This is a genomic window from Myroides sp. JBRI-B21084 (assembly GCF_030545015.1).
Taxonomy (GTDB): Bacteria; Bacteroidota; Bacteroidia; order Flavobacteriales; family Flavobacteriaceae; genus Flavobacterium.
Genome location: NZ_CP120653.1, coordinates 2,045,469 through 2,071,969 on the forward strand (window position 1 = coordinate 2,045,469; position 26,501 = coordinate 2,071,969).

Below are 26,501 nucleotides of genomic sequence, written 5' to 3' on the forward strand. Positions count from 1 at the left end.
ATGAAAATTGGTTTGTATTTTGGTACTTTTAACCCTATACATGTGGGGCATTTAATTATAGCCAATCACCTTGCAGAAAACAGTGATTTAGATCAAGTTTGGATGGTGGTTACACCACACAATCCCTTAAAAAACAAAGCCGGTTTACTACCCGATTATCACAGGTTACACATGGTACATTTGGCTACACAAGGGTATGAACATATTGTGCCAAGCGATATTGAATTTAAATTGCCACAACCTAATTACACAGTTAATACGTTGGCGCATTTACAAGAAAAATATCCAAACCATACTTTTTCGTTAATTATGGGCGAAGACAATTTAAAATCGTTACAAAAATGGAAAAACTACGAGGTTATTTTAAACAATTACAAATTGTATGTTTATCCTCGTATATCATCAACCCAAGAAACAAATAGCCCTATTACACACCCTAACATTGTAAAAATTAATGCGCCAATTGTAGAGCTGTCTTCTACCTTTATTAGGCAAAGCATTAAAAATCAAAAAAATGTAAAACCAATGTTAGATACAAAAGTGTGGGAGTATATAGATCATAATTTATTTTATAAAAAATAATAAACTATAACCATTAATAAAGGCAATTTAACATAACAATAGACAAAAAAAAGCTTAAAAAAGTTATTTTTGCAAATCAAACAAAAAAGAATGATTAACAATCCAAAGTTTGCAGTAATTGGTGGCGGTAGTTGGGCAACGGCCATTGCAAAAATGTTGTGCCATAACGTAGGCGAAATTGCCTGGTATATGCGCAACGAAACTGCAATTGAAGAATTAAAAGTTAATAAGCACAATCCCAATTATTTAAGTTCGGTTGAGTTTGATACCGATCAATTAATATTAACCACCGATATCAATCAGGCAATTAGTTATGCCGATTACATTTTTTTTGCCATTCCATCTGCTTTTTTAAGTAGCGAATTAGATAAACTTACCGTTTCTTTACAAGATAAAGTAATTATATCGGCAATTAAAGGAATTATTCCCGAAACAGGTTTAATTGTTGGGCAACATTTTATTGAAAAATACAATATTGCTATTGATAATATTGCTGTAGTTGCTGGCCCTTGTCATGCCGAAGAAGTTGCTTTAGAGCGTTTGTCGTATCTAACCATTGCAGGTGGTAATTTAGAAAAAGCCGAAGTGATTGCTAAAAGTTTGCGCAGCCATTATATAAAAGCAAAAACATCAGACGATGTAATTGGTACCGAATATGCAGCCATGTTAAAAAATATTTACGCAATTGCTGCGGGTATGGCACATGGTTTGGGTTATGGCGATAACTTTCAGGCGTTGTTAATTAGCAATGCTATTCGCGAAATGAAAAAATTTATTAAAAAAGTACATAAACTAAAACGCAATATTAACGATTCTGCTTACTTAGGCGATTTGTTAGTAACGGGTTATTCGCTTTTTTCGCGCAACCGCATGTTTGGTAATATGATAGGTAAAGGGTACACCGTAATTTCTACAAAAATGGAAATGAATATGGTTGCCGAAGGGTATTATGCTACCAAAAGTGCCTATTTAATGAATCAAAAATTAAAAGCCAAAACGCCTATTATTGATGCGGTTTATGATGTGCTTTACAACAATAAAGAACCTAAAAAAGTATTTAAAAGACTTACAGATAAATTAGACTAAAACAATGAAAAACTTACCCGATGATCATTTAATTAACCACCCTTGGCTTATTGGTGGCTTTGCAATTGCAGTTGTAATTATGCTTTTGCTAGATTTGGGAATATTTAATAAAAAAAGCCACACTATTTCTAATAAAGAAGCCCTATCGTGGACAATTGTTTGGATTACCCTTTCAATGGTTTTTAGCGGCGTGGTGTATTGGGTACTTGATAAACCTTACGGTATTACCGATAACTTTGCTAAATACCAAGCGGCTTATTGGATTGAAAAAGCACTTTCGGTTGATAACCTTTTTGTGTTTATTTTAGTATTTAAATTTTTTAAAATCCCTAAAGATTATCAGCACAAAGTATTGTTCTGGGGTATTTTAGGAGCTTTGTTTTTTAGAGCAATATTTATTTTTGCGGGTGTAGAATTAATTAAATTAACTTACATAGATTTACCGTTTTTAGGGATTGACCCTGAAACAGGCGGTCCACGTCAGTTAAACATTGTATTATTTGTTTTTGGAATTTTCTTAATTTTTGCGGGTATCAAATCATGGGCTTCTAACAATCACGAAGACGAGGAAGAAGGTGCCGATTTATCTAGAAACTTTGGTGTACGCATTGTTCATGCATTTTTTAAAGTAACCAAAGGCTTTCATGGCGATAAATTTTTTACTGTAGAAAACGGTGTAAAAATGGTAACCCCATTATTTGTTGCTTTAGCTGTAATTGAAATTACCGATTTGGTTTTTGCAGTTGATAGCATACCAGCTATTTTTGCTATTGCACCAGACGATCCATTCATATTATACACATCAAACATATTTGCTATTTTAGGTTTGCGTTCTATGTATTTTTTACTAGCAAATTCAATGGATATGTTTTCTAAATTACATTATGGTTTAGCTGTAATTTTAGCATTTATTGGTGTAAAAATGATTATTATGCCTTATTACCATTTCGATTCTTCCATATCGTTAGCAATTATTGGTTCGGTATTGGCTATTTCAGTTATTTGGTCGTTACTTTCAAATAAAAAGGCACATTAAAATCTTAATAAAGCACATAAAAATACCCCAAATAGCTTGAAGTTAATTGGGGTATTATTTTATTAATGTTTTTTTACTTTAACAAAACACCACGTAAATTGGTACCAGGTATATCGCTTAAAGCATTTTTATTAATGGTATTGGTTTTAAAAACAAAGGTTTTATCGTACATTTTGTTATCTAAAAAATATGTAACTGCAAATTCATTATTTAATTGCAATACATTGTTTTCTAAAAGTTCAATTTTTATTAAGGTGTTTGGAGCTACTTCTTTAAAAGCATGACGAAAAGTACCTGTTTTTCTAGGTTCGTTATTAATAACTCCATAAGCACGTGATACTGCCAAAACCATTTCAAGCGTATTTGCAGTGTTGTTAACTAAATAAACATACCAACTGTTCTCCTGAAAATCTTCATTCCATTCTGGGATTGCTGCTAAAAAAACATTTTCCGATTTTGGAAAATCAATATCTTTTTTCATGTATTAAAATTAAAAGTGCAAAATAAACGAAATCTTTTCAACAAAAGTCATTTATTACGCTTTTTAGTAAAAAAAGAAGCAAATGGTTACGGCTAAGCACTAAACAAAAAAAATATTAATATGAAAAATGTTCATTGTTTTTACTATTTTTACACATTAATGTACAGAACATTAAGTTTAATTTACGAATTAAATTAAAATTTAGTATACGAAAATTTGTGTTTTTTAGTTATTGTAAAAAAATAGATCTATTGAAAACTTTTTTATTTAAATATGCACCTGTAGCGTTAATTGTTTTGGTTGTCATTGCTTGTTCTACCGAAAAAGCGGGCTTTGCAAACAAGCGCTATCATGCCACCACCACAAAATACAACGTGCTTTACAATGGTACAACTGCTTACGACAGAGGGTTACTAGAATTAAAGAAAAAACACGTTGACGATTTTTCTAACATCATTTCAGTTGAACCTGAACAAAAAAACGAAGAAGCACTAATAATTACTGGAACAGCAGATAAAAGTCCACATTTTAAGCGCGCTGAAGACAAAGCTGTTAAAGCGGCTCAAAAGCACGCTATAAATATTGCTGGTAAAGAACATAACCCACAAATGGATGAGGTTTATATGTTACTTGGTAAAGCGCGTTATCACGATTTGCGTTTTGTACCTGCTGTTGAAGCATTTAACTATGTGATTTTAAAATATCCAGACAGCGACTTATTTTACGATGCTTTGGTTTGGAAAGAAAAAACAAATTTAAAATTAGAGTACCACGGTTTAGCATTAGAAAATTTAAAGAAAATTTTAAAAGAAAGTGAATCAAAAATGAAAAAGCAAACCCAAGCCGATGCTTATGCAACATTGGCGCAAGGGTATATGCATTTACAACATTTAGATTCGGCAAAAATGCCTTTGCAAAAAGCAATTGATTTAACAAGTGATACCGATGAAAAAGCGCGTTATACTTATATTTTAGGACAATTAAACAGCAAAACAGGTCAAAAAAGTGATGCAATTAAAAACTTTCAAGACGTAATTGATTACAACCGTAGAGTTTCTAGAGCTTTAGTTATTAATGCACATGCCGAAAAATTTGCCAATCAAGACATAACTTCAATTGATACAACTGCTTTTGTTCGCGAATATTTATCACTTTTAAACGATCGTGAAAACCGTGCGTATGCCGATATCATTTTTCATCAGCTTGGTGTAATGCACGAAGCTTTTAATAAAAGCGATCGTGCAATAAAAGACTATAACATGTCTTTAAAAGTAAACAAAACAAACGAATATGTTAAAGTTGCCAATTATAACAAATTAGCAAATATTTACTACCAAAAAAAGCAATTTGAAACTGCGGGTATGTATTACGATTCTACTTTAGTATACATGAATCCAATGTCGCGCGAATACGTACAAGTAAAGCGCAAACGCAACAATTTGGTTGATATTGTTAAGTACGAAAAAATTGCTCGTACAAACGACAGTATCTTAAATTTAGTTAATAAAAACGATACACAACGTCGTGCCGAAATTGAAAAATTAATTACTCAATTAAAAGCCGATGATGCCAAAGCACAACAAGCCGCACAGGCTGCAAATGCGCCACAAACTAACACAAATGCACCTAGCACAGGTAAAGCTTCAAGTTTTTACTTTTACAACACTACAACGGTGCAACAAGGTATTAATGATTTTACAAAAAAATGGGGCAATCGTACGTTAGCCGATAATTGGCGATGGAGTTCAATTGCATCAACAGGTAATGCTGCAAGTATAGCTGCAAATGCAACAAACAACAATCAAGCAAATGCAACTCAAAACAACAATGCAAATGCTTCGGTTTATGACCCTTCAGTTGCACGCTATAATGTTGATTTTTACTTAAAACAAATTCCAACCGATTCTAAAGAATTAAGTAAAATTAAAACCGATCGCGATAATGCGTATTATCAACTAGGATTGTTGTACAGCGATCGTTTAGAAGAATACCAAGTGGCAGCTGGTAAATTAGAACATTTACTAGCTACAAAACCCGAAGTTGGTTTAATAGAGCCTGCTAAATACCACTTGTATAAAATTTATTTAAAAATAGATCCGGCTAAAGCGCAAGCAATGTTAAATGATTTAAAGAAAAATCATCCAAATTCGCGCTATACCAAAGTAGCATTAAATCCAAAAGAAGTTCTTACTGCGGATGGATCGCCAACAGATGAATACAACAAAATTTACCGTTTATATGCAAACGGTGCGTATTATGAAACTTTACAAGCCTTAGATGCTAAAATACCTACAGTAATTGGCGATGGAATTGTAAGTAAATACGAATTGTTAAAGGCTATGACTATTGGTAAATTACGCGGTTTAACCAATTACCGCGAAGCATTAGAATTTGTAGCTTTAACATATCCAACCACAAAAGAAGGTAAAGAAGCAGAGCGTATTATTGCAAAAGATTTGCCTAAACTTCACAAATTGGCATTTAAACGTGATTTGTCTAAAAACATAAAAATGATTTATAAAGTATCGTATCCGTTAACTGCAGAAGGCGCGGCTTTAAAAGATAAATTACAAAAATATGCCAACGACCGTAGTCATACCGGTTTAAGTTTTAGTGCGGATATGTACGATGATTCAACTATTTTCTTAGTGTTACACGGTGTAAAATCGGGTAATATTGCAAAATCGGCACAAATGTATTTAGAATTAGATAAAGAATACGGCATTAAACAAAATCCCGTTTTAATAAGTACCGATGATTATGGAGTAATACTTATTAAGAAAAATTGGGATGAATATATGAAATTGCTTACTAATTAATGAATAATAAAAGGCCAATACATAACAATAAATGGTTTGTTTTTACCACTATACCCGTACAAATGGGTGCAACCATTTATGTGTTTTACCTAATTGGTACCTGGCTTGATAAAAAATACCTTATTCATGCTAATTGGGGAACAAAAAGTGTAACTTTGCTGGGCGTTTTTTTAGCAATGTATCAAGTAATTAATCAAGTAAATAAACTTAATAAAAATGGGTAAAGCGTTTCCTTATCTATCACAACTTTTAATTTTAGCTTTAATAGCATTAGGCTTGCATTTTTTAATGAATTCTATAACAAAAGATTTGCCTTTTTGGAACACAGCTCATATGCACCTTTGGCAAATATATGCACTGCAGTTTTTGTTATCGGCGTTAGTTGTTTTGGGTGTTGTTGGCGTAGGAAAAGCAATGCCTAATAATTTAGGTTTTGTTTTTTTAGGATTTTTAACTTTAAAAATTTTAGCAAATTATTTAGTATTGCAACCTATATTAAAAACCGAAGCATTTAGTAACTTTTTTAAATACAACTATTTAATAGTGTTTTTTCTGTTTATGTTTTTTGACGTGTACGTAACATTTCGCATTTTAAATCAAAGTTTTTCGTCAAAAAATAATTAATAAAAAAAAGTTGAAATAGTTCTGTGCTGAAAAGATAATTATTGTATTTTTGCACAAAATTTTTGAACCACAAAAAATTGAACCACGGTATGGTGACTATTAAAAAATCACTTCATTTGCTTACAGCGGCTTTATTTGCCTTGATGCCTTTGGTTTCAAGTGCAGAAACTCCGGTTACAACGGCACAAGATACGTTGCAACATGTTACAACTGAAGCTACACATGAAACCCACGAAGCGGTTGATCCAAGCTCTAAAGAGTTTGTAAAGGCGTACACACAACATCACTTAATGGATGATCATTATTATTCATTTTATGCTGATGCAGAACACCACAAACATTATGGTTTTGGCTTACCTGTTATTTTAATTGATAACGGTTTAAAAGTATTCTTATCTACAGAAGATTTTGTTTACAACGGTAAAGTTGTAGAAAACGGTGGGCAACACTATGTGTACAACCACGGTAAAATTTATAAAACCGATGCAACTGGTGCATTAAACTTTGATGAACACCACCATGCAACAAACGAAAAACCTTTTGATATTTCAATTACTAAAAACGTATTTGGTTTATTGTTAGCAACTATATTGTTGTTTTTAGGTTTTACAGCATTAGCAAAAACATACAAAGCATCGCCAAACAATTTACCAAAAGGTTTAGCACGTGCTTTAGAACCATTGGTTATTTATGTTCGCGATGAAATGGCAAGACCAAACATTGGCGATAAAAAATACAAAAAATACATGCCTTACTTATTATCGGTATTCTTTTTAATCTTTTTATTAAACTTATTAGGTTTAACACCCCTAGGGTTAAACGTTACAGGTAATATTTCGGTAACAGTTTGTTTAGCAATATTTACCTTTTTATATGTAAATATTAGTGGTAATGCAGACTATTGGAAGCACATTTTTTGGATGCCAGGTGTGCCGTGGCCAATGAAAATTGTTTTAGCACCAATTGAGGTTTTAGGTATGTTTACTAAACCATTCTCGTTATTAATTCGTTTGTTTGCTAATATCACAGCAGGTCACTCGGTAGTAATGGGCTTAATTGCAGTAGCGTTTGTAATGAAACAAACTTTATCAACGCCAGGTGCAGTAGGTGTATCGTTCTTATTAACATTATTCTTAACGGTGTTAGAATTGTTAGTAGCCTTTTTACAAGCGTTCATTTTTACAATGTTATCATCATTGTTTATAGGTTCTGCTGTACAAGAGCACGATCACCATTAATAGAAAAAAGAGTATAAAAATTTTGTTTAATTATATATAAATCATTTATTATGACAATTCCAAATTTAGTAGGTGCTGGTTTAATCGTTATCGGAGCAGGAATCGGTTTAGGTAAAATTGGTGGTTCTGCAATGGACGCTATTGCTCGTCAGCCAGAAGCTGCTGGAAAAATCCAAACTGCGATGATCATCATCGGAGCGTTATTAGAAGGTTTAGCATTCGGTGCTTTAATCTTAGGAGCTTAATTAAAAAAACAATATCTGTAACGGTTGGTTGCAGATATTGTTTAATTAAACAAAACAATTACAAATAAATTTACATTTTAATAGATATAATGGAAAAGTTAATCAACGATTTTAGTTTAGGTTTATTCTTTTGGCAGGCAATCATTTTATTGGTAATTATTTTCTTATTAGGAAAATTTGCTTGGAAACCAATTGTTAATGCTTTAGAAGCACGCGAAGAAGGTATTGCTGATGCTTTAGCTGCAGCAGAAAATGCAAAAAGAGAATTAACTAACTTAAAAGCAGATAACGAGAAGTTGTTAGCAGAAGCACGTGCAGAACGTGACGCAATGTTAAAAGAAGCTCGTGATATGAGAGAAAAGTTAATTGCAGAGGCTAAAGAAGAAGCGCAAACAGCAGGTGCACAAATGATAGCACAAGCACAAGCAACTATCCAAAACGAAAAGAACGCTGCAGTTGCTGATATTAAAAATCAAGTATCTACTTTATCAATTGATATTGCAGAAAAATTGTTAAAAGGCCAATTAGCCGATAAACAAGCACAAGAGCAATTGGTAGGTTCATTATTAAACGATATTAAATTAAATTAATACCACGTTATGACGGGAACAAGAGCAGCCTTAAGATACGCTAAAGCAATTCTTGACGTGTCTAACGCAAAAGGAAATGCTGAAGTGGTAGGTGCAGATATGAAAAACATATCAACAGCTATTTCACAAAGCAGTGAGTTAAAGTTATTTTTAGAAAATCCAATCATCAAAGGAACCTCTAAATTAGCTGCCTTAAACGAAATTTTTGCTTCGGCTAACGCAGATACTAAAAACTTATTTTCGGTTTTATTACAAAACAAGCGTTTAGATATTTTAGAAGCTATTGCTGCACAATACGCAGTTTTATACGATGAATTAAAAGGTGTACAAGTGGCATACGTTACCACAGCAACCCCTTTAACTGCAGCTTTAGAAGCACAAGTTTTATCAAAAATAAAAGAATTGTCAACTAAAGATGTAACAATTGTTAACGAAGTGAATGCCGATATCATTGGTGGTTTCATTATTCGTTTAGGCGATATGCAATACAACGCATCAATTGCAAACAAACTAAATCAATTAAAAAGAGAATTTAATAATTAAAATCACCCACGGTAAACGTGATAAAATAAACAAAAATGGCAGAAATTAATCCTGCTGAAATTTCAGCAATTTTAAAGAAACAGTTATCTGGTTTTGGTACAGAAGCATCTGTAGAAGAAGTTGGTACCGTTTTACAAATAGGAGATGGTATTGCACGCGTACACGGATTAGCTAACGCACAATATGGTGAGTTGGTTCAGTTCGAAAACGGATTAGAAGCAATGGTTCAAAACTTAGAAGAAGATAACGTAGGGGTTGTTTTATTTGGCCCATCTACAGGTGTTAGCGAAGGATCTATCGTTAAAAGAACAGGTCGTATCGCATCTATCAAAGTAGGTGAAGGTATGTTAGGTCGTGTGGTTGACACATTAGGTAACCCAATTGATGGTAAAGGACCAATAGCTGGTGATTTATACGAAATGCCTATTGAGCGTAAAGCACCAGGGGTAGTTTTCCGTCAGCCAGTTACCGAGCCAATGCAAACAGGTATCAAAGCTATCGATGCAATGATTCCAGTTGGTCGTGGGCAACGTGAGTTGGTTATTGGTGACCGTCAAACTGGTAAAACAACAGTTTGTATCGATACCATCTTAAATCAAAAAGAATTTTATGATGCTGGTAAACCAGTATTCTGTATATATGTTGCAGTTGGGCAAAAAGCTTCAACGGTAGCAAATATTGCTAAAACGTTAGAAGAAAAAGGTGCAATGGCTTATTCAATCATTGTTGCTGCAAACGCTTCTGACCCTGCACCAATGCAAGTATATGCTCCAATGGCAGGTGCTGCAATTGGTGAGTATTTCCGCGATACTGGTCGCCCTGCTTTAATTGTTTATGATGATTTATCTAAACAAGCAGTAGCTTACCGTGAAATGTCGTTAATTTTACGTCGTCCACCAGGTCGTGAGGCTTATCCAGGTGACGTTTTCTATCTTCACTCTCGTTTATTAGAGCGTGCGGCAAAAGTAATTTCTGACGATGAAATCGCTAAAAACATGAACGATTTACCAGAATCATTAAAACCAATCGTTAAAGGTGGTGGTTCATTAACTGCTTTACCAATTATCGAAACACAAGCTGGTGACGTTTCTGCATATATCCCAACAAACGTAATTTCTATTACAGACGGACAAATTTTCTTAGAGTCTGACTTGTTCAACTCAGGTGTTCGTCCGGCAATTAACGTAGGTATTTCGGTATCACGTGTTGGTGGTAATGCACAAATTAAATCAATGAAAAAGGTTGCAGGTACATTAAAATTAGACCAAGCACAATTCCGTGAGTTAGAAGCTTTCGCTAAGTTTGGTTCTGATTTAGATGCAGCTACAATGAACGTTATTGAAAAAGGTAAACGTAACGTTGAAATCTTAAAACAAACAGTTAACGATCCGTATACAGTTGAAGACCAAGTTGCTATTATTTATGCAGGTTCTAAAAACTTATTACGTAACGTACCTGTAGAAAAGGTGAAAGAATTTGAAAAAGAATTCTTACAAGTTTTAAACTTATCTCACCGTGATACATTAAATGCGTTAAAAGCAGGTAATTTATCAGACGAAGCTACTGCTACTTTAGAGAAAGTTGCAAAAGAAGTTTCTTCTAAATACTAATAAAAAGTTTTGAGTATTAAGTATTAAGATGATAGATGTCTTGATACTTAATACTTTTGTCTTAATTCAATTAAAATGGCAAACTTAAAAGAAATACGTAACAGAATCAATTCGGTATCATCAACCATGCAGATTACTTCTGCAATGAAGATGGTTTCTGCTGCAAAATTAAAAAAGGCGCAAGATGCAATTACAGCTATGCGTCCGTATGCAGAAAAATTAACCGAATTAATTCAAAACATCAGTGCAACACTTGAAGGCGATGCTGCAGGTGTATACGCTGAACAACGCGAAGTAAACAAAGTTTTATTAGTTGTAATTACATCAAACCGTGGTTTATGTGGTGCTTTTAATGCAAACGTTATTAAAGCTACACGTAATTTAATTGATAAAACCTACGCAGGTCAGCAAGTTGATGTTTTAACAATTGGTAAAAAAGGTTTTGATTTAGTAGGAAAAACCGAAACTGTTTTTGCTAACCGTAGTGATTTGTTTGATGCTTTAACTTTTGTTAATGTAGAAGCGGTTGCACAACAAATTATGGATGCGTTTATTGATGGTGCTTATGATAGAGTAGAATTGGTGTATAACCAATTTAAAAATGCGGCTACACAAATTGTTTTAACTGAACAGTTTTTACCGTTAAAACCTATTGAAACAGAATCAAACGCTACAGTAGATTATCTTTATGAGCCTTCTAAAGAAGAAATCATTTTAAATTTAATTCCTACATCGTTAAAAACGCAATTGTTTAAAGCAGTTTTAGATTCTAACGCGGCTGAACACGGTGCACGTATGACGGCTATGCACAAAGCAACCGATAATGCGAAAGATTTACGCGATCAATTAAAATTAACGTATAATAAAGCACGTCAGGCTGCAATTACTAACGAAATCTTAGAGATTGTTGGTGGTGCCGAAGCTTTGAATAATTAATACGTTTTTTTAAAACATATTCTAAAAACCTTTATCTTAGTTGATAAAGGTTTTTTTTATGAAATCAATCAAAATAACAGTTCCTAAACCCTGTAAAAAACAAGAATGGAGTTCAGAATTTATTTCTAACAGAGAACAATTGTGTTTGCTTTGCAGCGAAAAGGTTTACTAACCGTTACCGAATTACATAAATTGATTAATTTATTTTTGTATGAGTTGTATACTATTCAATTGTTATTTTTTAATCTTGTATTAAATCTAAAAATTAAGATTTTTGTTTTGATTTATTTTTTAATTTTACAATGGAAAGTTGTTATAATTATTTAGATTTGTATTAATGAAAAAATGGTTAATAATAGGGGTTACTTTTATACAACTATGTTCTACAACGCAATTTTCGCAGTTGTATAAGTTGCCATTGTTTTTTAGCCATTATTTAGAATATAGCCATAATTCAATTAATTTTGAACAATTAAAATCATTTATAGTACATCATTATGGAGGTCATGAAATAGATGATGATTGGCAAACTGATAAGAAATTACCATTTATGAGTGCTGACCGTACCCATTTAGATTTTTGCTATATTTCTAATTTTAAATTTTCGGTAAAACAAAATAGTACTCCATTATATACTAGAATTTCTGGTATTTTATGCAGAAATCAAATTTTAATATCTTCGTATTTAAACTCAATTTGGCAGCCGCCTAAAATAGCATAATTTTTTTAATTAAAATATAAGCACTATATCAAAAGTTGATATAGTTAATGTTGTATTTAATTTTTATAATTATGTTAAATAAAATTATTGATTTTTCAATCAAGAATAAATTCATCATTGGCTTATTTACTTTAGCACTTATTATTTTTGGAGTGTTCGAAGTTAAAAAATTGCCAATAGATGCACAGCCTGATATAACTTCAAATCAGGTTCAAGTTATTACCGTGGCACCCTCTTTTGGTGCAGAAGATATTGAACGATTAGTTACTTTTCCAATAGAACAAGCAACAGCAAACATTGCTGGTATTAAAGAGTTAAGAAGTTTTTCTCGTTTTGGATTATCACTAGTCACTATTGTTTTTAACGATGCTACCGATTTGTATTGGGCACGACAACAAGTAAGTGAACGTTTGCTACAAATAAGCAATCAAATACCAGAAAATATTGGTAAACCCCAACTAGGACCTATTTCTACCGGATTAGGCGAAATTTATCAATATGTTGTTAAGCCAAAAGAAGGGTATGAAAAACAGTACGATGTAACAGAATTGCGAACTATTCAAGATTGGATCGTAAGACAACAACTTTTAAGCGTTCCTGGTGTAGCCGATGTAAGTAGTTTTGGAGGTAAATTAAAACAGTACGAAATTACAATTAACCCACAGCGTTTACAATCTTTTAATTTAACAATTAACGATTTGTTTAATGCTTTGGAACAAAATAATCAAAATACAGGTGGTGCATATATTGAAAATGGACCAACATCTATGTTTATCCGCTCAGATGGATTGATTGGTTCTATAGAAGACATTCAAAATATTGCAGTGAAGCGTTTTAATGGCGGAATATCTTTATTATTAAAAGATGTTGCAGAGGTTCGCATTGGTAATGCTACCCGTTATGGAGCAATGACATATAACGATCAAGGGGAAGTATCAGGAGCTGTTGTAATGATGCTTAAAGGTGAAAATAGTAATGAAGTAGTTGTAAGGGTAAAAAATCGCATAGAAGAAATAAAAAAAATGTTACCTGAAGGGGTTGTTATTGAACCTTTTTTAGACCGAAAAAAAATGGTAGATAACACAATTCACACAGTTGAAGTAAATCTATTAGAAGGGGCTTTAATTGTTGTTTTTGTGTTAGTATTATTTTTAGGGAATTTCCGTGCGGGTTTAATTGTAGCCTCTGTAATTCCATTATCGCTTTTATTTGCTATAATTATGATGAACATATTTGGGATAGGCGGTAATTTAATGAGTTTAGGAGCATTAGATTTTGGCTTAATTGTAGATGGAGCTGTTATTATTGTAGAAGCAGCAATGCATCAACTATTGTTTACAAACCGTTTTGGAAATAAACTACGCTTGTCAACCGAAGATATGAACACTACTGTAGGTAATGCAGCAAAAAAAATGGTTAACTCTGCAGTGTTTGGACAAATTATTATTTTAATTGTTTATCTACCTATTTTTTCGTTAGAAGGTATTGAAGGTAAAATGTTTAAACCTATGGCGCAAACTGTAGCTTTTGCTTTAATAGGAGCTTTTATCATGTCTTTAACCTATGTTCCAATGATGACTTCATTGTTCTTAAGTAAAAATAAAAAAACAAAACCAAATCTATCTGATAGGGTAATGTTTAAAGTAGAGCAAAAACACCATCAATTATTAATTAAAGCTATCAAAGCACGTAAAATTATTTTAGGAATAGTTTTAGGGTTGTTTGTATTAGCAATGTTTTTAATGAGCCGTTTAGGCGGTGAGTTCATTCCTTCATTAGAAGAGGGTGATTTTGCTTTAGAAACCAGAGTTTTACCGGGAAGTAATATTTCAACAACTATTGATTATACTTCTAAAGCTGCAGGCATATTAAAAAAACGCTTTTCAGAAGTTGAAAAAGTGGTAACTAAAATAGGTAGTGGAGAAATACCTACCGACCCTATGCCAATGGATGCAGGAGACATGATAATTGTATTAAAACCAAAAAGCGAGTGGACATCTGCTAAAACATTTCCTGAATTAGCAGAAAAAATGAGTGTTGCAATTTCAGAAATTCCAGGATTATCTACTAGTTTTCAATATCCTGTTCAAATGCGTTTTAATGAATTAATGACGGGAGCTAGACAAGATGTTGTAGTGAAAATATTTGGAGAAAATTTAGATAGTTTAACTTTTTATGCTCAAAAATTAGGAAATGTTATTCAAAAAGTAGAGGGTGTTCAAGATTTATATATAGAACCTATTAAGGGAATCCCACAAGTGGTTATAACATTCAACAGAGCTATGTTAACGCAATACGGAATGTCTATTGGAGAAGCAAATCGTATCATAAACATGTCTTTTGCAGGACAATCAACTGGAAGTGTATTTGAAGGCGAACGGCGTTTTGAATTAACAGTTCGTTTAGATGAAAAAAGCAGGTCTACAATTGAAGACATTAAAAATTTACTAATACCAACACCAAATGGTGTGCAAATACCGTTACACCAAATTGCCGACGTGTCTTTTAAAAATACCCCAAACCAAGTTCAACGCGAAAATGCAAAACGTAGAATTATTGTTGGCTTTAATGTAAAAGATAAAGATGTACAAACCGTAGTAGAAGAGCTGCAAAATAAAGTAGAAGCAGAAATAAAATTACCTACAGGATATTTTACTACTTATGGAGGTGCTTTTGAAAATTTAAATCAGGCTAAAGAGCGTTTAGGTATTGCAGTACCTATTGCATTGGTATTAATATTTTTAATGTTGTATTTTGCGTTTAAATCACTTAAATACAGTTTACTTATTTATACAGCTATTCCACTATCATCAATTGGTGGAGTATATTTTTTAGTTTTAAGAGATATGCCTTTTAGTATAAGTGCTGGCGTAGGCTTTATTGCATTGTTTGGTGTAGCAGTTTTAAATGGAATTGTATTGGTTTCTGAATACAACCGATTAAAAGAACAAGGCATTACTAATACTACACGTTTAGTTTTATTAGGAACAAAAACACGCTTACGCCCTGTTTTAATGACGGCTTTTGTTGCTTCGTTAGGATTTTTGCCAATGGCGTTAAGTAATGGTTCAGGAGCTGAAGTACAACGACCTTTGGCTACTGTGGTTATTGGTGGTTTAATGATTGCAACTTTTTTAACTTTATTTGTATTACCTATTTTATATATTTTATTTGAAAATATTTCAGTTAAATCTATTTTAATGATAAACAAAAAAAGAAAATTAAACATAGTAAAAAGTATCTTACTTTTTGTTTTTTTAAGTTTTGCCCCTCAAACTTTTGCTCAAAAATCTTATACATATAACCAATTGTTAGAAATTGCTTTAAAAAATAATTTAGCGATAAAACAATCTAAATTAGAAACTTTATTTTACCAAAACAATCTTAAATCGCAATTAAGTATTCAGCCTATAAATATTTCGGCAGAGTTAGGTAATTTAAATACCAATTTGTTTGATGAAAAAATAAGTGTAGAACAACATTTACTTTTTCCAACATTTTATATAAAACAAAAGCAACTTAATATTCAAATGATTCAATGGGCGCAATCACAAGAAAAAGTTTCGGAAAAAGATTTAGAACAACAATTAGCAATGTTGTATGCAGAATATTTGTACATACAACATAAAATAGTTATTAATAAAGAAAATTTAGATGTTTATCACGATTTTCTTACAAAGTCAGAATTGCGTTTTGAAAAAGGGGTAAGTAATCGCAGTGAGTTATCAACAGCTAACTTGCGATATCATAAAATTTTAAACAACCAAAATGTTTTAGAATCACAGTTGCAACAAATCAAAATTTCGTTACAGAATCTTGCCCAAATTCCAGAATTATTTGATTTAGAAACCAATGGAATAGGGTATAAAATTCCTTTATTAACACAATCTACTTCGCATGTTTTATTAAAAAGTCAAGAAGAAGTCATAAAAATTTCAGAGTTACAATTACAAGTTGAAAGAACAAAAAAATTACCCGAATTAACATTTGGTTATTACAATCAAAGTTTTCGTGAAATAAGTTCCAATCGTTTCCAATCAGTGATGATAGGTTTATCTATTCCAATTTTTCAAAAAAGTTTAAATGCTAGCATTAATGCAGCAAAAATTAAGGTAAAGATGGAAGAAAATAAATTGCAGTTACAAAAAAACAGTTTAGAGCAACGTACCAAGCAATTACAGACCGAATTAAACGCGTATGAAACTATTTTAATGTCTTATCAAACCAAGCAAATACCTGAAACTATTGTTTTACGAAAAGTAATTCAAGCACAATTATTATCTGGTGAAATAAATTTTTTAGATTGGGTTTTATTAAACGACCAGATTTTTGATTTAAAAAATCAATTTGCTGAACAATTATTTACACGAAATATTAAAGCGGTTTCATTAAACTATTTAGCTAATTAATCATGAAAAAATATATCCTAATTGCGTTAAGCTTATTAACATTAGCTGCGTGTAATTCAAAAAAAGAACAGGTTTTAAAAACCGAAAAGGTAAATCCTAATGTAATAACGTTAACCAACGCACAATTAAATACTATTAATTTAGAATTGGTAAGAGTTTCTAAAGCAAATTTACCCTTAACAATGCAATTAAATGCAAGGACCGAAGTGACTCCACAAGATAAAGTTTCTGTTTTAAGTATGATGGGTGGTTTTGTAAAATCAATAAACGTATTGCCAGGAACAACTGTAAAAAAAGGACAACTTTTAGCTGTAATAGAAGATCCATCGTTTGTGCAATTACAAGAAGATTATTTAACAACTAAAGTTTCACTTATTAAAGCAAATGCTAATTATGCGCGCCAAAGGGAACTCTATGATTCACAGGCGGTAAGTATAAAGGTTTTAGAAGAAGCTAAAGTAGAATTAAATTTATTACAAATAAAAAAACGAGCATTGGAAGAAAAATTAAAATTAATAAAAATGTCTCCTTCAAATGTTTCTGTAAACAATATTCATAGTGGCTTATCAATTCTATCTCCCGTTTCAGGTGTTGTAAACGAAGTTTTTGTAAATAGGGGACAATATGTTTCTAGCTCACAAACTATTATAGATATCATTCAATCTGGTACTCCTATGTTAAATATTAAAGCATTTGAAAATAATTTGCCCTATATTCGTGTTGGTCAAGAAATTGAGGCTTTTACAAACCAAATGCCTAATAAAAAAGTTAAAGCAAAGATTATGGCTATTTCACAACATGTAAACGGAGATGGAACGGTTGATATTTTAGCAAAAATTGCTAATACAAATAATTTACATATTGCCACAAATATGTATTTTAACATTAATCTTACATATAATTCAGTTGCAAGTGTTGTTTTGCCTAAAGAAGCTGTAGTTCAATTTGAAGAGCAAAATTATATATATGAAAACGTTGGTAAAAACACTTTTAAAAAGCAATCAGTTAAAATTGGTGTAAGTACAAATAATATAGTAGAGATCGTATCTCCAATTGATACTTCTAAACAATATGTAGGTAAAGGTGCATATGCGTTACTTATGGCAATGAAGAATAGCGTTGAAGAGTAATAAAAATGTAATAAAAAGAGGCTGACCTTTTCGGACAGCCTCTTTTTGCTTTTATCACTTTTACTTGTACCTTCGCCAATGAGAGGTGTTTGAATATTCAATTCTCAGGCGACTCCTTTACCTTTTCGGACAGCCACCTTTTATTATTTATTTAAATTTTACAGCTAAGGTAATAATATGCGAATTTAAGCCGTTGTTTCTACTATAATAGCCATAACGTACTTCAAAGCTATTTATTTGCTTTATATGAAACAAACCGTTGTTTGCGTCTACTTTTTTAAATCCTAAACCAATCATATTGCTGCTAAATGCCGATAAATCATAATCACTTGTAAAAAAGTCATCGGTTATTTGGTGTTGATACGTAGGTTTAAAATAATTGGTAGCGGTTTGGGTATAATACCTGTACGGAACGGTTAACGATGAAAACGCACTTAATTTTAAAGTAGGTTCTATACTAAAAGTATGCGAAGTTATATTCCAATCGTCCCAATAATATCTATAAAAACTACGTAAAACAAATTGGTCGCCTAAAAAATAATTAGCACGTACACCAACAGGTATTTTAAAGCGCTTGTTAGGTAAGTTTTCAGATTTTACACTGCTGTCATTAAAATAAACGCGATTAAACTTTGTAGCAAGTAACCCTTCTTGATAGCCCAAATCTAACAAAAATGCCATTTGAAAATTGCGATTAACAACTTGCGATAACGTAAAACCTAAATTGTATGATGTTCGTGGTTTGCTGTCGCCTTGTTTGTAATTTGGATCGGGATTGTTGCGCAGTTCTACTGGTAAAATAACTTTCCACGTATCAAAAAAGGCCATTGCTTTTACATTGAATTCGGTATTTTTATTTGCTGAATATTTTGTGTAGCCAACATTTGTTCCCACAGAGAAATAGTCAAATTCTGCTGATGTAGAAACACCTGCAGCAAAAATTTGTTGTTTTTCTTCGTTTTCTGAGCTAAAATTAAGAGAAGGATACACGCGAACATCCTGATACGAAGCCGATGAAACCGTATTTGGATCAATTTTATCAGACGATGCCGACGTATAAGTGTCAATACCCAATTCAAAACCAAACTTTTGTTTGCGGTTTTTTTTATCGGTTCGTGCTAACTTTATATCAAAGTTAGTAGCAATATCGGTTAATTTTTCAGTTCCAATGCCACCTGTAACAGCAGAATTGTTTCCGTTTTGCGAATAGTAGCTCGATATAAAATTTACTTCTTCAATTTTAAGTTTCGTTTTTTTGTAAGCAGCGCTATCGTTTTCAATTTCTTGCGCATGTGTTGTATTTCCCAAAATCAAGCCAATAAAAGCGGCTGTAATAAAATGCTTTTTCATACTAATTTTTATTAATTACAACCACAGCCACCGCCTGTTTTACCGCCATTTGCACCTGAACTAGCTTCGCGGTACAACATAAAAGTATTTTCGAATTTTTCTGATTTTCTTGCGGCAAGTTCCATATCAGAATCGTTTATTTTGGCTTTTTGATATTCTTTTACTTCGGCACAACTTGCAAAAGCAATTAAACAACAAGCCAGTACAATTTTTTTCATTTTACGAAAGATTAATGTTTTTAGAATGATAAATTTCATCAAAATCGTTAATTATAATACAGCCAATATTAGGTAGTTGATTAATAAAATCTAAACCTACATCAACACCTAAAATAGTAACAGGTGTTGCAAGTGCATCGGCAATTTCTGCATTTTCGGCAATAATGGTAACACTTTTTATACCTTCAATAGGAAAACCGGTTTTAGGGTTAATTGTGTGCGAATATTTTTTGCCATTTATAACTACAAATTTTTCATAATTGCCCGATGTAGCAACAGATGTATTGGTGATTTGAAACGACGAAAACAAGGTTTCTTTTTTATTAGGATCTGCAATGCCAATGGTCCAAGGCTTTCCGTTTTCTTGCATTCCCCAAGTAGTTAAATCGCCCGCAGCATTAACAATTCCACTGGTTATTCCGTTTTCAATAAGTATGTTTTTAGCTTTTTCGGCAGCGTATCCTTTACCAATACCGCCAAAACCTATTCGCATCCCCTTGTTTTTTAAAAAAATGGTATTTTGTTCAGCATTAAGTATTATGTTGTTATAGTTAATCAGTGCTACTGCTTTTTTAGCTTCAACTGCATTGGGTAATTGAGTCATTTGTAAATCAAAATTCCAAAAGCGTTTATCAATACTGCCATAGGTAATATCAAAAGCGCCTTGAGTAATTTTAGAAATCATTTGGCATCTACAAATTAAATCAAAAACTTCTTGGGTAACTTTTACGGGTTTTATGCCTGCATTTTCATTTATTTCATACGTTATACTTTTTGTAGAAAAAGTAGTTAACAGGTTTTCAATGCGCTTAATTTCTTCAATTGCTTTGTTCACAACTTGTTCGCCCAATTGTTCATTGGTGCATACAACAGTAATCTCAAATTGATTTCCCATCAATTTTTGATTTTTTTTAAAAAGCATTATTTTTTAAGTTTTTCAATAAATTGCGAAAGATCTTCTTTAGGATAACCTTCCCATTTTTTTAAAACCTTTCCGTTTGTGTCAATTTGTAGGATTAGAGGGAAGATTCCTTTAGAATTGTATTTTTCTGCTAAAGCATCGTTTTCTTTTTCAATATCTTTAGATAGTTTATTTTTAGATTTTCTTGGAAAATCGGCATTGTAAACAATTAAATTCTTAGCGGCAAATGTTTGAAACTCGTTTGAGTTAACCATGAATTTTTTAAATTTTATACATGGTGCACACCAATCTGATCCAGAAAAGTAAAGTAAAACAGTTTTGTGTTCGGTTTTTGCTTTTTCTAATTTTTGAGAAAAAGTACTAGTTTGTGCCCATCCCAAAGTTGAGATTAATAGAAAAAGGGCTACAATTTTTTTCATTGGTTCTTTAGAATTAAAGTTTATTAAAGATAACGAAAAATGTTTTTTAGGTATTGTAACAAATGTTACAAATAGTACTGTTTGTATTAAATCTCATTAAACTTTTGAAAAGCATCTCTAGGTGTACCATCTGCTACATAAATAACACCACAATACGTAAAACCATTCTTTTTAAAAAAGTTTTGCATAGGTAGGTTATTGTTATTGGTATCAACCCGTATGTTATTAATTTGACTAAAGCAAAAATCAAAACAAGCTTTGGCAATACCTTTTGTTTTTCCGTTTGATGCTAGTCTGTGAATTACACCATAAGGTTCGTTATTTAACCATTTTCCGTTGTCAATGATATTGTATGTAGGTTCTGGATTATCGCCTTTTAAAAATGAGAAGTAACCTACAATTTCGCTATCTTTCAAACAAATGTAGCCTATTTTTTGGTTGATATCATTCATGATAACTTCTGACGACGGATAACCGTTGTTCCACTGTGTATGATTGCCTGTAGCCCGCATCATGTTTCGTGCATCATCAATAACTTGCATAATGCTGTTTAATTGTTCGGGATTTGCTTTACAAATTTTCATAGCAATTGTTTTGATTTTTAAAGATATTGTTTGCTTTTGATAAAAACAAAAACGCCTTCTAAAAAAGAAGGCGCATTTTGAAATATTTAAACTACTATTATTGAAACATTATATTATCAATTTGTATGGTTGTAGTAACCGATGTATTTCCTGAATATTCAAAAATAATATATCCGTTACCAGTTACACTACTTGGGAATTGGTAACTACCACTTGGTGTAAAGTTAGCTGCATAACCCGTTGTTGTTCCGCTTGAATACGTAAACTGCGATGTAATGTTTGTGAAACCAGCAGTACTTATGTAATCACCATAAGTGAAATTAGCTGCAGGTACATAATACACATTTAAAACTTCGCCATTGTAATATCCGTCTTTTGTTTCAAATGATAACGTATTGTTGCCATTAAATTGAACCGGAACAATAAAATAACTTTTTGTTGTAGTTGCTTGGTTACCAAAAGCAGTTAACTGAATGTATTTATTGTTTTGGAACGATTTAACTGCCCAATATCTTCCACCTAAAGCATAATCGTTACCATATTGAGGGAATGAGCTAGATGTAGATGCTGTTGCAAAACTTTCAAAGTTTTCGTTAACAGTAGTAGTAAATATCATGCTTTCACCACCAATTGCGGTTGCTTCACGGATGCGTTGGTTTGTAAGTTTAATATCTTTGTAAGTGCGTACCATAAATTGGTAGTCACTGTTGTATTTTGTTAATACTCCACGAATTTTACCGTTGTTTTCTGGCACAACATTTTTTGCAAATTTTGCAAATTCACTAGTTCTAAAAATCATGTTACCGGTTGCATCAACAATCATGTGGTTAGTTGCGCCACCTAAAACATTGGTTGGATCGTAAAAAGTTTTACCAATTGCGTTATCGTCAAACTGTACTTGATTAATTTCCACCAAGGTGTTAATGTAATTGTCGTTTTTTAAATCGGCAAGTGTAATGGTTTTCATTAAATCTTCTTCGGCAACAACATCAGCAGAAGGGAATACTTTTTTGTAAAAGTCTTGCGGACGCATTCTACCTACGCTGGTTTCTTCATAAATATCGCCTAAAACTAATGAACCGTGAGCAATAGTAAAATACATATCTTTTAAGTAGATATACACTTTGCGGCCAGGCGCCATGTCGTTACTTATGTTGTACATATCAACCGAAATTGAAAAGCCTTTAGTACCTTCGCGGTTTTGTAGCGATACTGATTTGTAAAATGTACCTCCTTCGTCAGACGATGAAACGTAAGCTTCTAAGATATCATCTTCGGTGTATTTTTGTAAAGTTGTATTTGCTTTAGAGTATAATTCATCTAAAGTAATAGTAGCTTCTGCTTTATGATATTCAATTTGCGGAGTATCATAATCGTCGCTGTTTGCACAGCTTGTTGTTGTTAATAATGCAGTAATAGCTAAAACTGCAAATGTAAATTTTATAGTTTTCATAGATTAAAACACTTTAATATTATCCACTTCATAAGTTCCATCAGCACTAGTATCGGTACCGCTACCTGTTGCTCTAAAAGCAATTTTTATATTCCCTTTAAAGTCAGCTAAACTAACAATGCCAGAGTTTACCCATTTAAAGTTAGATCCACCAACAATAGGTTTGTTAAAATTAAGTTTAACACTATCGGCAGAAGTTTCGGTGATGTTATGAATAACGTATAATTCTAAATCGTTTTTAGTAACATCGGTTACGTATCCTTGCGTTGAAATAAAAGTAAGGCGTTTTAAATTTGCTTGATCAATATTAAATGCTTTAGAAATAATCCACGATTCATTTTCAACATCTTTAACAGCACCACCCGAAGCATAGCCCGAAAAGTATAGGTAACTGTTATTACTACGTGTTTCAAATTTCCAAGGTTTTGTTCCTTTAACTACATCATTTGTCCATGTGTTAGCTTCTGTGTTACCTTGTGTAAACCATTCAAAATCATCGAAAAAAATTGATGGGCTGTATTGTGGTAATTCCTGTTCGTTTTCTGGTGAACAAGCTGTAAATAAACTTGTTAATGCTATTACAGCTATTGGGAATATGTATAATAATTTTTTCATATCACTTTTCAATTAAAAGTTCATGTATAAATTTAAGAAATAAGTTCTGCCAAAGCCGTAGAAATATTTAGGGCCAAAGGTACGTGTACCACTTGCTTGATCCATTAATAATTCGCGGTAATTTGCGTTACGTGCTTGTTCAAAACCACCTGTTTTGTATTCTAAACCTAATACGTTGTTAACCGATGCAAAGAAGCCAAATGTTTTACCATTAATTCTCCACGATTTACCACCTTGTAGGTTTACTAAGAAAATATCGTCTAATTTTTCTTGTTTTAATAAACGTTTTGCTACGTTGGTATCAATTTCGTTAAACGCTGCACCACCTTGACCTGGTTCTGCAAAGAAATTGTTTGTTCTTAATAAAGGCGATACATCTAAATAAATATCAGTTAAAAAGTTTGCGTTTGCACCAATCCACCAATATTTTGGATCGCGGTATTCAACACCAATTGAATATGCTTGTTGTGGCGATCCACCTACGCGATAGTTTTTAATGTAGCTGGTGCCATAGTTAATTAGTGGGTTTAAACCACTTTCACGTCTTCCGTCAACATTTAAATAAACATTAGCGTTGTCAGAGAAAATTGTTTGCCCATAGTTTGCAGCTGCAGTTACTTTAATGGTTTTTGTAGCTTGGTATTCAGCACCTAATTCTACACCCATGCTTTGTTTGTTGATACCGCGAGTAATTTCTGCAACAAAATCACTGCTAGTTGCGTCGTCTAATTCTAAATCAATACCGTCTGCAAAGAAGAACGATGTTCTTGTAGCATCTTTAATATCGTTAAAATAAGCGCCAATTCTACCTTTTACTTTTGGTGTACGTATAATATAGTTAATATCGGTACCAAAAACTTTTTCGTTGTCTAAGTTGTTAATTTTACCGTCGCTAATTCTAATATTTGTATAGCTGTTACGAATTGAAGGTGCTTGTGTATAGTAACTTGCATTAAAGTTAAATATGTGTTGACCTGTTAATTTATAAGTTGCCCCACCTTTAAAACCAAAGTTTTCAAAAGATATTTTGCTGCCTTTACCGTATGAAGAATCGGCATATAAAGCATTTTTATACAAACCTTCGCGTTGATAATCGGTGTACGAAGCATTTTGTGATAAATAAAAATCTAATTTGCCAAAGTTAAATTGAAACTGTGTAAATAAATCAACCACATTTGCGTGCATAATATAGTTGTATCCGTATTTATCGCCTTGGTAAACTTTACGGTTAGGGTTGTTCACATCAGAATCGGCAAATTCAGAACTTAAAAATAAATCGCGATCTTCTAAATACTGTCCGCCTAATAAATCAATCATTTCTTGGTAGTTTTCTGATCTTAATTTGCGATAAGTTAAACCTGCATTAAAGCCAACTTTATTAGAAATTTGTGTATTAAATAAAGTATTTGCAGTTAATTGGTTGTCTTGAGTAACATCGGCATATAAAGCATTAACCGATTTGCCTAACATAATGTTTTGTTGGTATAAACGATCCCAGTTAATTTGTGAATTAGCTAAGAAATCGTTTCTGTTTTGTTCAGCTTTAGCAAAATCTGGTGTCCAAACGGGTACGCTGCCCGATGTGTCATGTAAGTTTAAATAGTAACTTGGTAAATTTTTGTAGTATGTAGGATCTGGATTATTTGCGCCGTTATAATCTAAGCGGCTATTAGAAATTTTTCCAAATTGATACGATACGTTAGTATTTAAAGTAGATTTTTCGCTGATGTTCCAATAATGACTTAAAATAAACAACGGTTCTTCAACATCTTTATCACGTGAATTGCGTTTTTTGCCATTTTGCCAACCCCAGTATGAGTTGTATTTGTAACCCATTAAGTCAATAACCTCTTGTGTATTAGGGCCGTTTTTACCGCGACTGTTTTGTGCGTAAATAGCCGATAAGTTTAAGCTGTGGTTGTTGTTAATTCTTTTTTCAACAGCTAAGAAAAACGATTTTGCATCATAATCTGTTCCATCAAAAAAGCCTTCTTTTGCTAAACGATATGAAGCCGACGCTGCATATGCCCAACCATTTTTAGTCATACCCGAACCGTAAGTTATCATTCCACGGCCGCTGTAATTGGTATTAGCACCCGATAACGAAACTCTTGTTCCTGTACGAATGAACGAAGCGCGCGTGTTAATAGCTTGTACCCCTAAAATACCACCAAAAGCATAATCGCTAGGCATAGAACCGTTAATGAATTCTTGATTACGGGTAGCATCGTTTAAACCGCCCCAGTTAGAAAACTGCGGACGCCCGTCTACAATTTTGTTCATAGAAATACCATTAATAAAGATATTTCCATATTCGTTATCTAAACCTCTAATTCTAAAGCGTGCCTGCCCCCAGTTAAAAGCAGCTGCTTGGCGAAAAGGATCGCGCGATGCTTGAAGTAAGCCCGAAGTAGTTTCAGAACCAGAATTGTCATCACCCAAATCATTTTCGGTAAGGGTAATTAAACTTAATTGTTGTTCAGATGTAACATCTTCTTCCAAGTAAATAGTACCTAAATCTACATCATTATCGGTAGGAATATCCAAAATAAATTGCTTTTGAATATACCCCGTAAAGTTAATAAACAGTACCTGATTACCTGTGGTAGGGTTTAAAATTTCAAATTCACCTTGCGCATTTGTTGTTGCCGATAAATTTGTGTTAGATAAATTTGCAGTTACATTTAACAAGGGTTGCTGTGTTTTTGCATCAACAACCACCCCGCGTAACGCTTTACTTTGTGCCCAAGTTGTTAGGGTAATTAACACTAAAAAAGTGCTAAAGAGTAATTTTTTCATAAAAACTAAAAATAACCTGTTTGAAAATTTTGTAAGCTTAATCTAAACTTAACTCCCTGCAAATGTAGTTATTTTATAAATATTAATTAAT

The 26,501-nt window shown here is 32.5% G+C and carries 24 protein-coding genes; 15 read left to right on the plus strand and 9 right to left on the minus strand.

Annotation, left to right across the window (positions count from 1 at the left end; all coding sequences use genetic code 11):
- From nadD to P3875_RS09810, 3 genes are all read left to right on the plus strand, one after another.
- Window positions 1-582, plus strand: a complete 582-nt coding sequence (gene nadD / locus P3875_RS09800) for a nicotinate (nicotinamide) nucleotide adenylyltransferase (protein ID WP_303443786.1) — start codon at window positions 1-3, stop codon at window positions 580-582.
- A gap of 90 nt (window positions 583-672) precedes the next feature.
- Window positions 673-1,668 carry an NAD(P)H-dependent glycerol-3-phosphate dehydrogenase gene (locus P3875_RS09805; protein ID WP_303443787.1) on the plus strand — a complete coding sequence of 332 codons (996 nt, stop codon included), beginning with the start codon at window positions 673-675 and terminating at the stop codon, window positions 1,666-1,668.
- Window positions 1,669-1,672: 4 nt separating this feature from the next.
- Window positions 1,673-2,704, plus strand: a complete 1,032-nt coding sequence (locus P3875_RS09810; protein WP_303443788.1) for a TerC family protein — start codon at window positions 1,673-1,675, stop codon at window positions 2,702-2,704.
- Between the two features lie 73 nt (window positions 2,705-2,777).
- Here the strand turns inward: P3875_RS09810 and P3875_RS09815 are convergent, their stop codons facing one another.
- The gene (locus P3875_RS09815; protein ID WP_303443789.1) at window positions 2,778-3,185 is read right to left on the minus strand and encodes a hypothetical protein; all 408 of its coding nucleotides are present in this window, start codon (window positions 3,183-3,185) and stop codon (window positions 2,778-2,780) included.
- 251 nt (window positions 3,186-3,436) lie between these two features.
- Between P3875_RS09815 and porW the strand changes: the two genes are divergently transcribed.
- The 12 genes from porW to P3875_RS09875 all read left to right on the plus strand — a co-directional run bounded on the left by porW (window position 3,437) and on the right by P3875_RS09875 (window position 18,050).
- Entirely contained in the window at window positions 3,437-6,004 is a 2,568-nt protein-coding gene (porW, locus tag P3875_RS09820) for a type IX secretion system periplasmic lipoprotein PorW/SprE (protein ID WP_303443790.1), read from the plus strand.
- Window positions 6,004-6,228, plus strand: a complete 225-nt coding sequence (locus P3875_RS09825) for an AtpZ/AtpI family protein (protein WP_303443791.1) — start codon at window positions 6,004-6,006, stop codon at window positions 6,226-6,228. Before porW ends, P3875_RS09825 begins: the two co-directional genes overlap by 1 nt.
- Window positions 6,221-6,628 (plus strand): hypothetical protein, encoded by a 408-nt coding sequence (locus tag P3875_RS09830; RefSeq protein WP_303443792.1) that lies wholly within the window; start codon window positions 6,221-6,223, stop codon window positions 6,626-6,628. Before P3875_RS09825 ends, P3875_RS09830 begins: the two co-directional genes overlap by 8 nt.
- An 89-nt stretch (window positions 6,629-6,717) precedes the next feature.
- Window positions 6,718-7,866, plus strand: coding sequence for a F0F1 ATP synthase subunit A (gene atpB, locus P3875_RS09835; RefSeq protein ID WP_303443793.1), 1,149 nt, complete (start codon window positions 6,718-6,720; stop codon window positions 7,864-7,866).
- Between the two features lie 50 nt (window positions 7,867-7,916).
- On the plus strand, window positions 7,917-8,111 hold the full coding sequence (locus P3875_RS09840) for an ATP synthase F0 subunit C (protein ID WP_091520805.1): 195 nt from the start codon (window positions 7,917-7,919) through the stop codon (window positions 8,109-8,111).
- Window positions 8,112-8,200: 89 nt separating this feature from the next.
- Entirely contained in the window at window positions 8,201-8,701 is a 501-nt protein-coding gene (locus P3875_RS09845; protein WP_303443794.1) for a F0F1 ATP synthase subunit B, read from the plus strand.
- A 9-nt stretch (window positions 8,702-8,710) separates the two neighbouring features.
- Window positions 8,711-9,244, plus strand: coding sequence for an ATP synthase F1 subunit delta (gene atpH / locus P3875_RS09850; RefSeq protein ID WP_303443795.1), 534 nt, complete (start codon window positions 8,711-8,713; stop codon window positions 9,242-9,244).
- A gap of 35 nt (window positions 9,245-9,279) precedes the next feature.
- Window positions 9,280-10,854, plus strand: coding sequence for a F0F1 ATP synthase subunit alpha (atpA, locus tag P3875_RS09855; protein WP_303443796.1), 1,575 nt, complete (start codon window positions 9,280-9,282; stop codon window positions 10,852-10,854).
- Between the two features lie 75 nt (window positions 10,855-10,929).
- Window positions 10,930-11,790, plus strand: a complete 861-nt coding sequence (gene atpG, locus P3875_RS09860) for an ATP synthase F1 subunit gamma (RefSeq protein WP_303443797.1) — start codon at window positions 10,930-10,932, stop codon at window positions 11,788-11,790.
- Between the two features lie 337 nt (window positions 11,791-12,127).
- Window positions 12,128-12,511: a hypothetical protein gene (locus P3875_RS09865; RefSeq protein ID WP_303443798.1), complete on the plus strand. Its 384-nt coding sequence runs from the start codon at window positions 12,128-12,130 to the stop codon at window positions 12,509-12,511.
- A 71-nt stretch (window positions 12,512-12,582) separates the two neighbouring features.
- A complete protein-coding gene (locus P3875_RS09870) occupies window positions 12,583-16,920 on the plus strand; it encodes a CusA/CzcA family heavy metal efflux RND transporter (RefSeq protein WP_303443799.1) in 4,338 nt (1,445 codons plus the stop codon).
- A 2-nt stretch (window positions 16,921-16,922) separates the two neighbouring features.
- A complete protein-coding gene (locus tag P3875_RS09875; RefSeq protein ID WP_303443800.1) occupies window positions 16,923-18,050 on the plus strand; it encodes an efflux RND transporter periplasmic adaptor subunit in 1,128 nt (375 codons plus the stop codon).
- Between the two features lie 147 nt (window positions 18,051-18,197).
- Here the strand turns inward: P3875_RS09875 and P3875_RS09880 are convergent, their stop codons facing one another.
- From P3875_RS09880 to P3875_RS09915, 8 genes are all read right to left on the minus strand, one after another.
- Window positions 18,198-19,400, minus strand: coding sequence for a DUF3570 domain-containing protein (locus tag P3875_RS09880; protein ID WP_303443801.1), 1,203 nt, complete (start codon window positions 19,398-19,400; stop codon window positions 18,198-18,200).
- An 11-nt stretch (window positions 19,401-19,411) separates the two neighbouring features.
- Entirely contained in the window at window positions 19,412-19,618 is a 207-nt protein-coding gene (locus P3875_RS09885) for a DUF4266 domain-containing protein (protein ID WP_303443802.1), read from the minus strand.
- 1 nt (window position 19,619) lies between these two features.
- Window positions 19,620-20,513, minus strand: a complete 894-nt coding sequence (locus P3875_RS09890) for an FAD:protein FMN transferase (protein WP_303443803.1) — start codon at window positions 20,511-20,513, stop codon at window positions 19,620-19,622.
- Between the two features lie 26 nt (window positions 20,514-20,539).
- The gene (locus P3875_RS09895; RefSeq protein WP_303443804.1) at window positions 20,540-20,959 is read right to left on the minus strand and encodes a thioredoxin family protein; all 420 of its coding nucleotides are present in this window, start codon (window positions 20,957-20,959) and stop codon (window positions 20,540-20,542) included.
- A gap of 86 nt (window positions 20,960-21,045) precedes the next feature.
- Window positions 21,046-21,543 carry a GNAT family N-acetyltransferase gene (locus P3875_RS09900; RefSeq protein WP_303443805.1) on the minus strand — a complete coding sequence of 166 codons (498 nt, stop codon included), beginning with the start codon at window positions 21,541-21,543 and terminating at the stop codon, window positions 21,046-21,048.
- Between the two features lie 97 nt (window positions 21,544-21,640).
- Window positions 21,641-22,996 carry a DUF5689 domain-containing protein gene (locus P3875_RS09905; RefSeq protein ID WP_303443806.1) on the minus strand — a complete coding sequence of 452 codons (1,356 nt, stop codon included), beginning with the start codon at window positions 22,994-22,996 and terminating at the stop codon, window positions 21,641-21,643.
- 3 nt (window positions 22,997-22,999) lie between these two features.
- Window positions 23,000-23,611: a hypothetical protein gene (locus tag P3875_RS09910; RefSeq protein WP_303443807.1), complete on the minus strand. Its 612-nt coding sequence runs from the start codon at window positions 23,609-23,611 to the stop codon at window positions 23,000-23,002.
- A gap of 12 nt (window positions 23,612-23,623) precedes the next feature.
- Window positions 23,624-26,410, minus strand: coding sequence for a carboxypeptidase-like regulatory domain-containing protein (locus P3875_RS09915; protein ID WP_303443808.1), 2,787 nt, complete (start codon window positions 26,408-26,410; stop codon window positions 23,624-23,626).
- Between the last annotated feature and the right edge of the window lie 91 nt (window positions 26,411-26,501).

What these genes read in the sequence shown, in the direction of transcription:
- nadD (WP_303443786.1), top strand. Translation starts at nt 1, where the DNA reads ATGAAAATTGGTTTGTATTTTGGTACTTTTAACCCTATACATGTGGGG.
- P3875_RS09805 (WP_303443787.1), top strand. Translation starts at nt 673, where the DNA reads ATGATTAACAATCCAAAGTTTGCAGTAATTGGTGGCGGTAGTTGGGCA.
- P3875_RS09810 (WP_303443788.1), top strand. Translation starts at nt 1,673, where the DNA reads ATGAAAAACTTACCCGATGATCATTTAATTAACCACCCTTGGCTTATT.
- P3875_RS09815 (WP_303443789.1), bottom strand. Translation starts at nt 3,185, where the DNA reads ATGAAAAAAGATATTGATTTTCCAAAATCGGAAAATGTTTTTTTAGCA.
- P3875_RS09825 (WP_303443791.1), top strand. Translation starts at nt 6,004, where the DNA reads ATGAATAATAAAAGGCCAATACATAACAATAAATGGTTTGTTTTTACC.
- P3875_RS09830 (WP_303443792.1), top strand. Translation starts at nt 6,221, where the DNA reads ATGGGTAAAGCGTTTCCTTATCTATCACAACTTTTAATTTTAGCTTTA.
- atpB (WP_303443793.1), top strand. Translation starts at nt 6,718, where the DNA reads ATGGTGACTATTAAAAAATCACTTCATTTGCTTACAGCGGCTTTATTT.
- P3875_RS09840 (WP_091520805.1), top strand. Translation starts at nt 7,917, where the DNA reads ATGACAATTCCAAATTTAGTAGGTGCTGGTTTAATCGTTATCGGAGCA.
- P3875_RS09845 (WP_303443794.1), top strand. Translation starts at nt 8,201, where the DNA reads ATGGAAAAGTTAATCAACGATTTTAGTTTAGGTTTATTCTTTTGGCAG.
- atpH (WP_303443795.1), top strand. Translation starts at nt 8,711, where the DNA reads ATGACGGGAACAAGAGCAGCCTTAAGATACGCTAAAGCAATTCTTGAC.
- atpA (WP_303443796.1), top strand. Translation starts at nt 9,280, where the DNA reads ATGGCAGAAATTAATCCTGCTGAAATTTCAGCAATTTTAAAGAAACAG.
- atpG (WP_303443797.1), top strand. Translation starts at nt 10,930, where the DNA reads ATGGCAAACTTAAAAGAAATACGTAACAGAATCAATTCGGTATCATCA.
- P3875_RS09865 (WP_303443798.1), top strand. Translation starts at nt 12,128, where the DNA reads ATGAAAAAATGGTTAATAATAGGGGTTACTTTTATACAACTATGTTCT.
- P3875_RS09870 (WP_303443799.1), top strand. Translation starts at nt 12,583, where the DNA reads ATGTTAAATAAAATTATTGATTTTTCAATCAAGAATAAATTCATCATT.
- P3875_RS09875 (WP_303443800.1), top strand. Translation starts at nt 16,923, where the DNA reads ATGAAAAAATATATCCTAATTGCGTTAAGCTTATTAACATTAGCTGCG.
- P3875_RS09880 (WP_303443801.1), bottom strand. Translation starts at nt 19,400, where the DNA reads ATGAAAAAGCATTTTATTACAGCCGCTTTTATTGGCTTGATTTTGGGA.
- P3875_RS09885 (WP_303443802.1), bottom strand. Translation starts at nt 19,618, where the DNA reads ATGAAAAAAATTGTACTGGCTTGTTGTTTAATTGCTTTTGCAAGTTGT.
- P3875_RS09890 (WP_303443803.1), bottom strand. Translation starts at nt 20,513, where the DNA reads ATGGGAAATCAATTTGAGATTACTGTTGTATGCACCAATGAACAATTG.
- P3875_RS09895 (WP_303443804.1), bottom strand. Translation starts at nt 20,959, where the DNA reads ATGAAAAAAATTGTAGCCCTTTTTCTATTAATCTCAACTTTGGGATGG.
- P3875_RS09900 (WP_303443805.1), bottom strand. Translation starts at nt 21,543, where the DNA reads ATGAAAATTTGTAAAGCAAATCCCGAACAATTAAACAGCATTATGCAA.
- P3875_RS09905 (WP_303443806.1), bottom strand. Translation starts at nt 22,996, where the DNA reads ATGAAAACTATAAAATTTACATTTGCAGTTTTAGCTATTACTGCATTA.
- P3875_RS09910 (WP_303443807.1), bottom strand. Translation starts at nt 23,611, where the DNA reads ATGAAAAAATTATTATACATATTCCCAATAGCTGTAATAGCATTAACA.
- P3875_RS09915 (WP_303443808.1), bottom strand. Translation starts at nt 26,410, where the DNA reads ATGAAAAAATTACTCTTTAGCACTTTTTTAGTGTTAATTACCCTAACA.